General features: G+C 72.6%; 11 protein-coding genes. 2 read left to right on the forward strand and 9 right to left on the reverse strand.

Features of this window, described 5'->3' with window-relative positions; all coding sequences use genetic code 11:
• Positions 1-16: 16 nt before the first annotated feature.
• From OG303_RS15430 to rimP, 9 genes are all read right to left on the reverse strand, one after another.
• Positions 17-964: a bifunctional riboflavin kinase/FAD synthetase gene (locus OG303_RS15430; RefSeq protein WP_405868897.1), complete on the reverse strand. Its 948-nt coding sequence runs from the start codon at positions 962-964 to the stop codon at positions 17-19.
• 126 nt (positions 965-1,090) lie between these two features.
• On the reverse strand, positions 1,091-4,774 hold the full coding sequence (locus OG303_RS15435; RefSeq protein WP_405868899.1) for a trypsin-like peptidase domain-containing protein: 3,684 nt from the start codon (positions 4,772-4,774) through the stop codon (positions 1,091-1,093).
• 282 nt (positions 4,775-5,056) lie between these two features.
• A complete protein-coding gene (truB, locus tag OG303_RS15440; RefSeq protein WP_405868901.1) occupies positions 5,057-5,962 on the reverse strand; it encodes a tRNA pseudouridine(55) synthase TruB in 906 nt (301 codons plus the stop codon).
• Positions 5,959-6,405, reverse strand: a complete 447-nt coding sequence (gene rbfA, locus OG303_RS15445; protein ID WP_037741849.1) for a 30S ribosome-binding factor RbfA — start codon at positions 6,403-6,405, stop codon at positions 5,959-5,961. The genes truB and rbfA overlap by 4 nt, the downstream gene beginning before the upstream one ends.
• A gap of 32 nt (positions 6,406-6,437) precedes the next feature.
• A complete protein-coding gene (locus OG303_RS15450; protein WP_405868903.1) occupies positions 6,438-6,731 on the reverse strand; it encodes a DUF503 domain-containing protein in 294 nt (97 codons plus the stop codon).
• 134 nt (positions 6,732-6,865) lie between these two features.
• Positions 6,866-10,012, reverse strand: a complete 3,147-nt coding sequence (gene infB / locus OG303_RS15455; protein WP_405868905.1) for a translation initiation factor IF-2 — start codon at positions 10,010-10,012, stop codon at positions 6,866-6,868.
• Positions 10,013-10,159: 147 nt separating this feature from the next.
• Positions 10,160-10,438, reverse strand: a complete 279-nt coding sequence (locus OG303_RS15460) for a YlxR family protein (protein ID WP_405868907.1) — start codon at positions 10,436-10,438, stop codon at positions 10,160-10,162.
• Positions 10,439-10,539: 101 nt separating this feature from the next.
• Positions 10,540-11,538 carry a transcription termination factor NusA gene (gene nusA, locus OG303_RS15465; RefSeq protein ID WP_405868909.1) on the reverse strand — a complete coding sequence of 333 codons (999 nt, stop codon included), beginning with the start codon at positions 11,536-11,538 and terminating at the stop codon, positions 10,540-10,542.
• Positions 11,539-11,540: 2 nt separating this feature from the next.
• Positions 11,541-12,053 (reverse strand): ribosome maturation factor RimP, encoded by a 513-nt coding sequence (rimP, locus tag OG303_RS15470; RefSeq protein WP_405868911.1) that lies wholly within the window; start codon positions 12,051-12,053, stop codon positions 11,541-11,543.
• A gap of 221 nt (positions 12,054-12,274) precedes the next feature.
• Here rimP and OG303_RS15475 point away from each other — a divergent pair, with 221 nt between their 5' ends.
• Together OG303_RS15475 and OG303_RS15480 are read left to right on the forward strand one after the other, a co-directional pair.
• The gene (locus tag OG303_RS15475) at positions 12,275-12,796 is read left to right on the forward strand and encodes a hypothetical protein (RefSeq protein ID WP_405868913.1); all 522 of its coding nucleotides are present in this window, start codon (positions 12,275-12,277) and stop codon (positions 12,794-12,796) included.
• Complete coding sequence (locus OG303_RS15480) at positions 12,793-13,251, forward strand: ferritin-like domain-containing protein (RefSeq protein WP_405868915.1); 459 nt, start codon at positions 12,793-12,795, stop codon at positions 13,249-13,251. Before OG303_RS15475 ends, OG303_RS15480 begins: the two co-directional genes overlap by 4 nt.
• Positions 13,252-13,256: the final 5 nt, after the last annotated feature.

The raw sequence follows: 13,256 nt of genomic DNA on the forward strand, positions 1-13,256 counted from the left end.
GAGAGACGAACCGCGGCTATTCGGCCGCGGACACCAGCTCCCGGCAGCGCTTCACGTCCTCGGCCATCTGCTCCAGCAGGGCGTCCAGCGACTCGAACTTCGCCTGGCCGCGCACGAAGGCCAGGAAGTCGACGGCCACATGCAGGCCGTACAGGTCCAGGCCCACGCGGTCGATGGCGTACGCCTCCACCGTGCGCTCGGTGCCGTCGAACTGCGGGTTCGTGCCGACGGAGATCGCCGCCGGCATCACCTCGCCCTGGGCGTGCAGCCAGCCGGCGTAGACGCCGTCGGCCGGGATGGCGGTGTGCGGAAGGGTCTCGACGTTGGCCGTGGGGAAGCCGAGTTCGCGGCCGCGCTGGGCGCCGCGGACGACCACGCCCTCCACCCGGTGCGGGCGGCCCAGGATCTCGCCGGCTCCCTCGACGTCGCCCTCGGCGACCAGACGCCGGGTCAGGGTCGAGGAGAAGGGTTCGCCGCCGCCCGCATCGCCGGTCACGAACAGGTCGACGATCTCGACCTCGAAGTCGTAGACCTTGCCCTGCTCGACGAGGAACTCGACGTTCCCCGCGGCCTTGTGGCCGAAGCGGAAGTTCGGGCCCTCGACGACCGCCTTGGCGTGCAGCTTGTCGACCAGGACCTTGACGACGAAGTCGGCCGGCGACAGCTTCGAGAACTCGGTGGTGAAGGGGAGGATGAGCAGCGCGTCCACGCCCAGGTCCGCCATCAGCTCGGCACGGCGGTGGTGCGGGGCCAGCAGCGGCGGGTGGCTGCCGGGGCGGACGACCTCGCTGGGGTGCGGGTCGAAGGTGACGACCACGGAGGGGACGCCCCGCTCGCGGGCGCGGTCCACAGCATGCCGGATGATCAGCTGGTGACCGCGGTGGACTCCGTCGTAGGAGCCGATGGTGACGACGCTGCGCCCCCAGTCCTCGGGGATGTCCTCCAAGCCACGCCAGCGCTGCACTGTGACCGCTCCTCGAACCCGTGTCCGTATCTACCGACCTCTTACGCAGGTCTAAGGGTGCCATGCCGGGCGCTGACTGCCCTCATCGGCATGGGGGCTGTGACCCGACGCACGCAGGAACACAGCTCAGGCGGGCATTCGTACGCCGGACAGGTTCTCGATCATGCGGCGGGCGCTGGGGCCGACCACCGCCGCCCAGGCCTGCGGGGTGTCGGTCAGCCAGCCGGCCATGCGGGCGGCGAAGCCGGGGACGCTCCGGCCCAGGTCGACCAGACCACGGTCGAAACGGGCCGCGCCGTCAGGTGTCCGGACGAGGAGCAGGCCGGTGGCGTGTACGAGGTCGCGCACGTCGTCGCCGCCGTGCCGGACCGCGGCGTGCAGCAGGGCGTCCAGGACGGCGGGGGCGTGTTCGTGGGCCAGGAGGAGGTCGAGGAGTTCGCGGCGCAGGAGGCGGGAGGCGGGGGCGCCGGGAGCGGCGAGCACGGCGGCGAGGGCGGCCCGTACCTCCTCCGAGCCGCCGTCGAGGAGACCGGAGACCAGGGGGAAGAGCACGGCCCGGGCCGCCGGTCCCTGGTCGAGCCGCCGGTCGACGTACGCGGCCACGTCGGCGGCGGTCTCCGGGCGCTGCTCCACCGCCTCGCGCACGAGCGCGGCGACCCTGCGGGCGAGCGGAGGCGTGGTGACGTCGGCGAGTGTGCGCAGTGCCCGACCGGCGTCCGGCCTGCGCATACGGTCACGGAAGGCGTCGAGGACCGGCTCCGGGTGGGTGGCCAGCGCGGGGACCAGCGCGCTCGGCGGGAAGTGCGGGTCACCGGCCGCGAAGTGCCGTAGCGCCTGCGGGAGATGGCGGGCACGCGTGCGTGGATCCCGTACGAGGAGGGCGAGCGCGCCGCCGTGCAGGGTGGAGTCGGCGGGGCGGGAGAGCAGGGCCAGCGCCGCGTAGCGGAGCAGTTCGCGGTCGGCCTCCGTGCGGACGTGGGGGGCGGCCCGCAGTCCGTAGGCCACCGCCGCGACCCGCCGCGCGGGCCGCTCGTCGTGCGCCCACCGGTCGACGGCCCGGCAGACCGCCGACGGCTCGTCCTGGGCCAGCACCGCGAGCAACTCGTCCGCCCTGCGGTGTGCGCTCTCCACGAGCACCTCGGTCAGGTCGTCCAGGGCGAGGTGCCGATGGGTGTGCAGCAGCGCCTGCGCCGCCTTCGCGACGGTCGCGCGCGGGGTCGCGGGGAGCGGGCGGTCGTCGTCGAACCAGGCGGTGAGGAGGGGTTGTACGGCGGTGGGGTCGGCGGCGAGGAGCCGGGATACGGCGTCCAGGAAACGGGTGTCGGTGTCCGGGCTGCTGTCCGTGCCGGTGTCTTGCGGCGGGCCGTCGGCCAGGAGCAGGCGGCGGAGCAGGTCGAGGCGTTCGGACTCCGGGAGCGGCAGGGCCGTCCAGAAGGCGGGGGCGAAGGCATCCGGGACCTCGGGGGCGGGGCGGCAATCGCCGTCCGCTTCCCGGGAGTTCGGGCCGTCCTGCCTGCGTTCCGCCACGAGCCGGTCGGCGAGCTGCCGCAGGACCGCCAGGTACGGAATGGCGTCCGGTACGCGCAGCAGAGTTTCGGTGAGGAGGCGGGCGGCCCACCAGGAGTGCGGGTCCGTCTCCAGGGCGCGCGCCAACTCCTCCAGACGGACGGCGAGTTGGGACGTCCCGTGCTCGCGGGCGAGGAGCAGCAGGGCCTGTACGACGGGGCCGATGCGGTGGTGCGGGACGGCGAGGGTGCGGGCGTCGTCCGGGGTGGGGCGGCGGTGGACCAGGGCGTCCAGGGCTTCGTCGAGGTCGAGGTGCATGCCCTGGATCCAGTCGGCGAGTTCTTCGTGGGCGAAGCGGTAACCGCTGCCGACGGGGACGACGAGGCCCTCGGTGAGGACGGCGGACGCCCAGCCGGTGCCGCCGCCCAGCCTCTTCGGGACGGGCCCCCACGGGAACACCGCCTCGAACGCCTCCCGGTCCAACTCGCCCTGCCCTGGGCCGAGGCTGCGGCGGGCGGCCTCGTGGACCTGGCCGGAGACCTTCGCGGCGAGGCGGCGTACGGCGGTGCCGCGCAGGCCGTTCTCGGCGGCGAGCCGGACGGCGATGCGCAGGCACATCAGGTCGAGGTGGGCCGCGAAGACCTCGTCGCGGTCCACGCGTGCGTGGGGGGCGTCCTGGAGGGCCGCGCGGACCTCGGAGAGGAGGCGGAGGGTGAGGGGGTGGCGGGCGTCGGGGTCGGTGAGGGCGCCCTCGGGGATGCGGTAGCGGGCGCGGGCCTTGCGGGCCTCGTCCTCCCGGAGGTCGCCGAGGTGCACGCAGGGCCCGCGGCGGAGCCGCTGATCGATGCAGCCGCCCCCGCCGCCTGTACCCGTCCCGTCACCAGGGGCTCCGCCCCTTCGACCCCGCCAAGGGGCTGCACCCCCTGGACCCCCATCGGCCTGAACAGCCTCGCCCTCGAACGCCGGACAGGCTGAAAGACACTGACCGGCGTCCCGAGGCGCGAGGCCGTTCTCCAACGCCGGACAGGCTGAGATGTGCGAGCCTTCCCAGTACTCCGCCCTGCACGCCACCACCAACCGCGCCCCCGCCTCCCGCAGCCAACTCGCCGTTCCCTCCGTCCACTTCCGCAGGCGGTGTGCCAGGACCGGTGGCATCTCCTCGGGGCCGTCCAGGAGGAGCAGCAGGGGCCGGTCCGCTGCCCGTGCCACCGCGGCCAGGCGCTCCGGCGTGATGTCGCCGAGGTCCGCTGCAGGCGTCGCCTCGGACGCCCCGACGATGCGTGCGGCGCGGGTCAGTGCCCGGCGAGCCGCGTCCGCGACCGAGGTGTCGTCGTCCTTGAGGTCGGCGCCGCGCAGCCACAGCGTGGGGGCCGGTTCGGCACTGCTGTTGCGGCGGGCGGCGAGGGACGCGAGTTCCGTCGTACGGCCGCTGCCGGGTGCCCCGACGAGGCCGAGGACGGCGGCCGGGCCCCGGACGAAAGCAGCGAACTCCCGTGCCGCCACGGCCCGTTCGACCGGCTCGACCAAGTCGCCCGCCCGGCCGACGTACCCCGCCAGTGCTCCCGGCGGGCCGTCCTGGCCCACCGAAGTGGCCGTCAGCTCCAGTACGCCGGCCAGGTTGAGGTCGGCTCCGTACGCGGGCACCGTCGCCGCGTTCCGGGCGAGCAGGGCGGCGAGTGGGCCGTCGGGGACGGGGCGGAGGGGGACGGCGAAACCCACGTCGCGCTGGCCGGACTGGAGCGCGGTGCCGAGGACGCCGACCACGGTGCCCGTCGCGGCGTCCAGGACCGGTCCCCCGGCCGCCCCGCCGCCCAGCCGCAGGGCGTCCCGGCCGGCCGTGCCGATCGCCAACTCCAGTGCGTCGTCGAGGAGATGGAAACGGTCGGTCGCCGCGTACGTCACGGAGTTCGTCGCGCCGAGCACCCGGGCCTCGCGCCAGCAGCCGGCGGCGATCTGCACATAGGTGCCCGTCTCGACCCGGTCCCGCACCGTGACCGGCAGCGGGTCCACGCCGAGGCCCTCGGTGCGTACGAGGGCCAGGTCCAGGGCGGGCAGCGGGGTGACGGCGTCCGCGGTCACGAGGCAGGTGCGGTCACCGGCGGCGTGCAGGACGAGCCTGGCCAGACCGTCGACGGCCTCGTGGCTGGTGAGGACGGTGCCGTGGTGGTCGGCGACGAAGCCGGTGCCGCGGGGGCGGCCGGCGAGGTCGTGGATGCGGACCAGGGCGTCGTCATGGGCGAGTCCGGTGCGGGCACCGTCCGTCGGCGGTCGTCCGCCCCCGCTGCGCGGGCCCCGTCCCGCCATGGCCGAACCTCCCCGCCGTACACCTGTGCCCTCAGTTCGACGTTAGGCGCGGGTTGATCAGCGGGACAGATCGCGTGGCGAACGCGCCCCCTTCCGCTCCCTCGGTTCACTCCGAGCGCCTGCCCGGACGGGTGAACAGACGGGGATCGGTGGATACACCCTAGGGGTGGGGGAACCGAGGGGGACCGTGGAGCGGCGGCACAACCCCGTGATCGCCGCTCCACGGGCGGGCAGCCTCGGTGTCCCTGTCGGGCAAGGCTGCCGGGCCGGGCTGTCGGAGCCTCAGCCGAAGACGGCCAGGCTCTTCGCCTTGCCCTTCTGCTCCTCGACGAGCGCGAGGAAGCGGCCCTCGGGGTCGAAGACGGCGACGGGGCCGCCGCCCGCGTACACCTCGGGCATCTCGAGCCGGACGCCGTTGAGGAGCAGCCGGGCCCGCTTGGCGTCCACGTCCCAGCGCGGGAACGCGGCCGCGGCCGCCTCGGCGATCGGCAGTACGGTCAGCTCCTGCTGCAACTGGTCCAGCGTGCGGGCGGAGTCCAGCTTGTACGGGCCGACACGGGTGCGGCGCAGGGCGGTGAGGTGGCCGCCGACGCCCAGGTCGGCGCCCAGATCGCGGGCCAGGGCCCGGATGTAGGTGCCGGAGGAGCAGACGACGGACACCACCAGGTCGAGCACCGGGGTGCCGTCCTCGGCGACGGCGTTCCGCACGTCGTACACCGCGAAGGACGAGACGGTGACGGGCCGGGCCGGGATCTCGAACTCCTCGCCCTCCCGCGCCCGCTTGTAGGAGCGCACGCCGTCGATCTTGATGGCGCTCACCTTCGACGGCACCTGCATGATGTCGCCGGACAGCTTGGCGATCCCGGCGTCGACGGCCTCCCGGGTGACCTTCGAGGCGTCGGCCGACCCCGTGATCTCGCCCTCGGCGTCGTCGGTCAGGGTCGTCTGCCCGAGGCGGATCGTCCCCAGGTACTCCTTCTCGGTCAGCGCGAGGTGACCGAGCAGCTTGGTGGCCTTCTCGATGCCGAGGACGAGCACGCCCGTCGCCATGGGGTCGAGGGTGCCGGCGTGCCCGACGCGGCGGGTGCGGGCGATGCCGCGCATCTTGGCGACCACGTCGTGCGAAGTGAAGCCCGACGGCTTGTCGACGATGACAAGCCCGTCGGGCGTCCGGTTCTTCTCGGTCATTCGGCGGTGTCGTCCTCGTCTTCACCCGGCTTCTTGTACGGGTCGGCGTCGCCGGCGTACGCGGCACCCGCCGAGACCTCGCGCACCTTCTCGTCGGACTGGCGCGCCTTGTCGAGGAGGTCCTCGATGGTCTTGGCCGTGTCCGGCAGGGCGTCGGCCACGAACGTCAGCGTCGGCGTGAACTTCACGCCCGCCGCCGCGCCGACCGCGGAACGGAGCACGCCCTTGGCGCTCTCCAGGCCCGCGGCCGCGGCCGCCCGCTCCTCGTCGTCCCCGTACACCGTGTAGAAGACGGTCGCCTCTCGCAGATCCCCGGTGACCCGGGTGTCCGTGATGGTGACGTGCGAGCCGAGCCGCGGGTCCTTGATCCCGCGCTGCAGCTTCTGGGCCACCACCTCTCGGATGAGGTCCGCCAGCCTCTTGGCACGCGCGTTGTCGGCCACTGGTCCGTCTCCTTAAGTGCTTACTTCTTGCTTCAGTCTTCGTCGCTGTGGAGCCTGCGTCGAACCGAGAGCAGTTCGACCTCGGGCCGCCCGGCGACGAGCCGCTCACAGCGGTCCAGTACGTCGTTGAGGTGCCCCGTGTCCCCTGAGACCATCGCGAGCCCGATCTCGGCCCTGCGGTGGAGGTCCTGGTTGCCCGTCTCCGCCGCGCTCACCGCGTACTTGCGCTGGAGTTCGGCCACGATCGGACGGACGAGAGAGCGTTTCTCCTTGAGCGAGTGGACGTCGCCGAGGAGCAGATCGAAGGACAGAGTCCCCACGTACATGAGTGTGTCCGGATGTCCCGCCGGTTCGGGGTATGGGCGCCACGCTTCGACGCCGATACGGGAACCGTACACGCAACGGCCGGGGCCGATCGACGGAATAACTCCCGCCGACCGGCCCCGATCGCGTGCTGGGATCAGACGCGCGGCTTCTCGCGCATCTCGTACGTCGCGATGACGTCGTCGACCTTGATGTCGTTGAAGTTGCCGAGGTTGATACCGCCCTCGAACCCTTCGCGAATCTCGGTGACGTCGTCCTTGAAGCGACGCAGACCGGAGATGTTGAGGCTCTCCGCGATGACCTTGCCGTCGCGGACGAGGCGCGCCTTGGTGTTGCGCTTGACCTCGCCCGAGCGGACCAGGACACCGGCGATGTTGCCCAGCTTGGACGACTTGAAGACCTCGCGGATCTCCGCCGTGCCGAGCTCGACCTCCTCGTACTCCGGCTTGAGCATGCCCTTCAGGGCCGCCTCGATCTCCTCGATGGCCTGGTAGATCACCGAGTAGTACCGGACGTCGACGCCCTCGCGCTCCGCCATCTGCGCCGCGCGGCCCGCAGCGCGGACGTTGAAGCCGATGACGATCGCGTCGGAGCCGGTCGCCAGGTCGATGTCCGACTCGGTGACCGCACCCACACCGCGGTGCAGGACGCGGATCTCGACCTCTTCGCCGACGTCGAGCTGGAGCAGCGAGGACTCGAGAGCCTCCACCGAACCGGACGCGTCGCCCTTGATGATGAGGTTGAGTTCCTGCACCAGACCGGCCTTGAGGGCCTCGTCCAGGTTCTCCAGGGAGAACCGGACACCACGCCGGGCGAAGTTGGCGTTGCGCTCACGCGCCGCGCGCTTCTCGGCGATCTGACGGGCCGTACGGTCCTCGTCGACGACGAGGAAGTTGTCGCCGGCGCCCGGGACGTTGGTGAGACCGAGGACGAGGACCGGGGTCGAGGGACCCGCCTCTTCCACGTTCTCGCCCTTGTCGTCGAGCATCGCGCGGACACGGCCATACGCGTCGCCGACCACCATGGTGTCGCCCACCCGCAGGGTGCCTCGCTGCACCAGGACGGTCGCGACGGCACCGCGGCCGCGGTCGAGGTGGGACTCGATCGCAATACCCTGCGCGTCCTGCTCCGGGTTGGCCCGCAGGTCGAGCGAGGCGTCCGCGGTGAGGACCACGGCCTCCAGCAGGCTCTCGATGTTGAGGCCCTGCTTGGCGGAGATGTCGACGAACATCGTGTCGCCGCCGTACTCCTCGGCCACCAGCCCGTATTCAGTGAGCTGACCGCGCACCTTGGTCGGGTCGGCACCCTCGACGTCGATCTTGTTGACCGCGACGACGATCGGGACGTCGGCCGCCTTGGCGTGGTTGAGCGCCTCGACCGTCTGCGGCATGACGCCGTCGTTGGCCGCGACGACCAGGATCGCGATGTCGGTCGACTTCGCACCACGGGCACGCATGGCGGTGAACGCCTCGTGGCCCGGGGTGTCGATGAAGGTGATCCTGCGCTCTTCGTCGTTGACCTGGGTGGCGACCTGGTACGCACCGATGTGCTGCGTGATACCGCCGGCCTCGCCCGCGACGACGTTCGTCTTGCGGATGGTGTCAAGGAGGCGGGTCTTACCGTGGTCGACGTGACCCATGACGGTCACGACCGGCGGACGCGCGACGAGGAACTCCTCGCCACCCTCGTTCTCGCCGAACTCGATGTCGAAGGACTCGAGCAGCTCGCGGTCCTCCTCCTCCGGGCTGACGATCTCGACGACGTAGTTCATCTCGCCGGCGAGCAGCTGGAGGGTCTCGTCGGAGACGGACTGCGTGGCAGTGACCATCTCGCCGAGGTTCATCATCACGGCGACGAGCGACGCCGGGTTGGCGTTGATCTTCTCCGCGAAGTCGGTGAGGGACGCACCGCGCGACAGGCGGACGGTCTGTCCGTTGCCGCGAGGCAGCATCACGCCGCCGACGGACGGGGCCTGCATGGCCTCGTACTCCTGGCGCCTCTGCCTCTTCGACTTGCGACCTCGACGCGCGGGACCGCCGGGACGACCGAAGGCGCCCTGCGTGCCACCACGGCCACCGGGACCACCGGGACGACCGCCGAAACCGGGACGACCGCCGCCGCCACCGCCGGGACCACCGGGACGACCGGCGAAACCGCCGCCACCGCCGCCGGGACCGCCGGGACGACCGGCAAAGCCGCCACCGCCGCCGCCGGGACCGCCCGGACGACCGGCGAAACCGCCGCCGCCACCAGGACGACCACCGCCGCCGCCGCCACCGGGACGACCGCCACCACCGGGACCGCGGCCGCCGGGGCCACCGCCACCGGGACGCGGACCGGCAGCAGGACGCTGCGGCATCATGCCGGGGTTCGGACGGTTACCGCCGGGGCCACCGCCGGGACGGGGACCTCCACCCTGCGGACGGGGCATGCCGCCCGGGCTCGGACGCGAGCCACCCGGAGCCTGCGGACGAGGACCGCCCGACGCGCCCTGGGGACGGGGACCGCCCTGGCCCTGCGGACGCGGAGCGCCGCCGGGGGCACCGGAACCACCCGGGCCGCCGGGACGCGGGGCACCACCCGGACGAGGCGCCTGGGGGCGCGCCATGCCGGTGGAACCACCAGAGGTGAACGGGTTGTTGCCCGGACGGGGACCGGCCGGACGAGCACCGGGACGCGGAGCGCCGCCACCCTGACGCGGAGCGCCGGGACGGTCGCCTCGGTCACCGCGGTCGCCTCGGTCACCGCGGCCCTGACCGGGACCGCCCGGACGGGCACCGCCCGGACGCGGGGCCTGACCGGCCGGACGCGGGGCGCCAGGACGGGGACCGGACCCGGAGCCGGAGGAGGCAGCCGGAGCGGCGGGAGCCGCCGGAGGTGCCGTGAACTCGGGCGTGGTCGGAGCCGGGGACGCCGGGGCGGGCCGCGGCGCGGGCTTCGGGCCCGGGGTGGGACGGGTGCCGGAAGCGGCCGGAGCGGCGGGAGCCGCAGCGGGCTTCTCGGCGGCGGCCGGCTTCGGGGCCGGCGGGCGCGGGGCGGCCGGACGGGCGCCCTGCGCGGGAGAGGGGGCTGCCGGACGAGCCGGGGCAGCCTTGCGGGCGGAAGCGGGCTTGCCGCCACCGCCGCCCTGCTGGAGGGCGTCCGTCAACTTACGGACAACGGGCGCTTCGATGGTCGAAGACGCCGAACGGACGAATTCACCGAGTTCTTGGAGCTTGGCCATGACGACCTTGCTCTCAACCCCGAACTCCTTGGCGAGTTCGTATACCCGGACCTTAGCCACTTCGCTCCTTTTAGGTCCGGGTTGCGTCCGGACCGTCGCTACTTCATGGGCGTACTCATCGCGTGCTCATCGAGTGCTCATCGCAATCTCGACCTACTTCCAACTCGCGGGGTACCAGGGCCGCACGGGGGTTCCGCACGACGCTTCTTACGGTGTTGCCTGCTCGACGTAGAGGCGCAACGCCTTTGTGTCGAGCGCTCCCGGGGCGCGCAACGCCCTCGTGAACGCCCGGCGGCGGACCGCCAGGTCGAGACAGACCAGGGCGGGGTGCACATACGCACCCCGGCCGGGCAGCGTACCGCGATGATCGGGGACACATTCACCCTCGACCGCCACGATGCGCAGCAAGTCCTTCTTGGCCGCTCGATCCCGGCACCCCACACAGGTGCGCTCAGGGCATGCGCGGGCTCGCGTCCGGCCAGACACTCTTAAGTCTACCTCCCCGCGGCGACCTCACCCCTTTGGGGCAAGAATCGAACAGTTCCGCGCACACAACTGTCGTGATCTAAGCCATAGGCGGCTTGGATCTATTCCCCGCGCTGGTCCTCGGGCTGCTCGGTGTCCGGCCGGATGTCGATCCGCCAGCCGGTCAGGCGGGCCGCGAGGCGGGCGTTCTGCCCTTCCTTGCCGATCGCCAGCGACAGCTGGTAGTCCGGCACCGTCACGCGCGCGGAGCGGGCGGCGAGGTCGACGACGTCGACCTTGGAGACCCGCGCCGGGGACAGCGCGTTCGCCACCATCTCGGCCGGGTCGTCCGACCAGTCGACGATGTCGATCTTCTCGCCGTTCAGCTCGCCCATCACGTTGCGCACGCGCCCGCCCATGGGGCCGATGCACGCGCCCTTGGCGTTCAGGCCCGACCGGGTGGAGCGGACGGCGATCTTGGTGCGGTGACCGGCCTCGCGGGCGATCGCGGCGATCTCGACGGACCCGTCGGCGATCTCCGGCACCTCCAGGGCGAAGAGCTTCTTCACCAGGTTCGGGTGCGTGCGGGAGAGGGTCACGGACGGACCGCGGACGCCCTTCGCCACTCGTACGACGTACGACCTGATCCGCATGCCGTGCGGATAGGTCTCGCCCGGCACCTGCTCCTGCACCGGCAGGATGGCCTCGAGCTTGCCGATGTCCACGAGCACGTTCTTCGGGTCACGGCCCTGCTGGACCACGCCGGTGACGATGTCGCCCTCGCGCCCCGCGTACTCGCCGAGCGTCGCGTCGTCCTCGGCGTCGCGCAGCCGCTGCAGGATGACCTGCTTGGCGGTGGTGGCGGCGATACGGCCGAAGCCGGACGGGGTGTCGTCGAACTCGCGGGCCTCCTGGCCCTCTTCGAGGTCCTCGGGGTCCTCCTTCGCCCACACCGTCACGTGGCCGGTCTCCCGGTTGAGCTCCACGCGCGCGTGGCGGCGGCTTCCCTCGGTGCGGTGGTAGGCGATGAGGAGGGCCGACTCGATCGCCTCGACCAGCAGGGGGAAGGAGATCTCCTTCTCCCGAACCAAGCCCCGCAGGGCACTCATGTCGATGTCCACGGCTACGCCTCCTCTTCCTTCTTGTCGTTCTTCTCGTTGTCCTTGCGGCTGAACTCGACCTGCACGCGCGCCCTGTCGATGTCCGCGAAGGAGAGTCTGCGGCTGGTGGGCCTGCGGCCCTTGACTCCGGGCACTTCGAGGTCGAGGCCCTCGTCGTCGACCTTCAGGATCCTGGCGACCAGTTCGGCGCCGTCGGTCAGCTGGAACTTCACCAGCCGGTCCAGGGCACGCACGTAGTGCCGGTGCTCCTTGAGGAGGCGCTCCGCGCCCGGGGTTCCGACCTCGAGGGTGTACTCGCCCTCGCCCATCGCGTTCGTCTCGTCGAGCTTCGCCGAGAGCGCGCGGCTCACATCGGCGATCTGATCCAGGTCGGCACCGGTGTCGGAGTCGACGACGACGCGCAGCACCCGCTTGCGTCCGACGGAGTCCACTGCGATCTCTTCGAGATCCAGCCCCTGAGAGCTGACGAGCGGTTCCAGGAGCTCTCGCAGCCTCTCGCTCTGGGTGGTGCTCATCCGGGTGACTCCTCGGCCGCGTGTGCTGTTGTGGGAAGGTCGCGTGTCTGGTCAAAGGGTATCCGGTCGCAGAGTGTGTTGCCGCCCACCGTCCGTCGCACACCTCCCGCAGCCGGGGCGGTGCCGATGAGGGGCAGCGGCCGGGTGCGCGGGTACCGTGATCACCGGCGGGCCGCCCTTCCCGCCCCTGTGTTCGTACGAGCTCCCCGAGGACGCCTCCCGTGCCGTACCCCCCAGCGCCGCGCACCCCCTCGGGTCCGCGCAGAAGATCCCTGCTCGCCTCGGCCGCCGGCGCCGCCCTGCTGGTGGGCTGCTCCGACGGGTCCGGTGACTCCGAGGAGATCACCGGTGGCAGCACGTCGGTCACCCAGAAGGCACGCGCGCGTGCGGCCCGGGACAGCGCGGGGCTCGCGGAACGGTACGACGCCGTGCTCGCCGCGCATCCGGCGGTGGCGGAGCGGCTGCGGCCGCTGCGGGCCGAGGTCGTCCGGCACACGGAGGCGTTCGGTGGGGCGGTCGCGAACGGGTCCCCGCCGTCGTCGTCCGCCGCGTCCTCTACGCCTGCCGCCGCACCCACGACCGAGAAGGACGCCCTCGCCGGGCTCGCCGCCGCCGAGCGGGCACTTGCCGACCGGCGGATGGCGGCGCTCCTCGACGTGCCCGGCGAGCTGGCACGGCTGCTGGCCTCGGTGGCGGCGGCCGGAGCGGCGCACGCGTATCTGCTGACGGAGGGTGCCAAGTGAGCGAGCAGAAGCAGCTGAAGGCCCTGCAGGCGGCGCTGGCCGCCGAGCACGCGGCGGTGTACGGCTACGGAGTCGTCGGCGGGCGGATCGGCGAGAGACGGCGTACGGAGGCCCGGTCGGCCTACGTCGCGCACCGCGCCCGGCGTGACGCGCTGGTGCGCGAGGTGCGGGATCTGGGCGGCACGCCGGTGGCCGCGGCGGCGGCGTACGCGCTGCCGTTCCCGGTGCCGGACTCGGCCGCGGCCGTACGGCTGGCCGCCGTGCTGGAGGACCGGGTGGCCGGGGTGTACTCCGACGTGGTGCGGGCAACCGGGGGCGAGCGGCGGCGCACGGCCGCCGAGGCGCTGCGGGAGGCGGCGGTGCGGGCGGTGCGCTGGAACGGCGAGAGCGTAGCCTTCCCTGGGCTCGCCGAGCGGGCGGCCACCGCCTCCGCCTCGCCGGCACCCACGGCGTAACGCGT

Source organism: Streptomyces sp. NBC_00005 (genome assembly GCF_045160215.1).
Taxonomy (GTDB): Bacteria; Actinomycetota; Actinomycetes; order Streptomycetales; family Streptomycetaceae; genus Streptomyces.

Bases quoted from the DNA above. Each gene is read 5' to 3' on its own strand.
- OG303_RS15435 (WP_405868899.1), bottom strand. From the start codon at position 4,774: ATGGCGGGACGGGGCCCGCGCAGCGGGGGCGGACGACCGCCGACGGAC.
- OG303_RS15450 (WP_405868903.1), bottom strand. From the start codon at position 6,731: ATGTACGTGGGGACTCTGTCCTTCGATCTGCTCCTCGGCGACGTCCAC.
- truB (WP_405868901.1), bottom strand. From the start codon at position 5,962: ATGACCGAGAAGAACCGGACGCCCGACGGGCTTGTCATCGTCGACAAG.
- rimP (WP_405868911.1), bottom strand. From the start codon at position 12,053: ATGAGCACCACCCAGAGCGAGAGGCTGCGAGAGCTCCTGGAACCGCTC.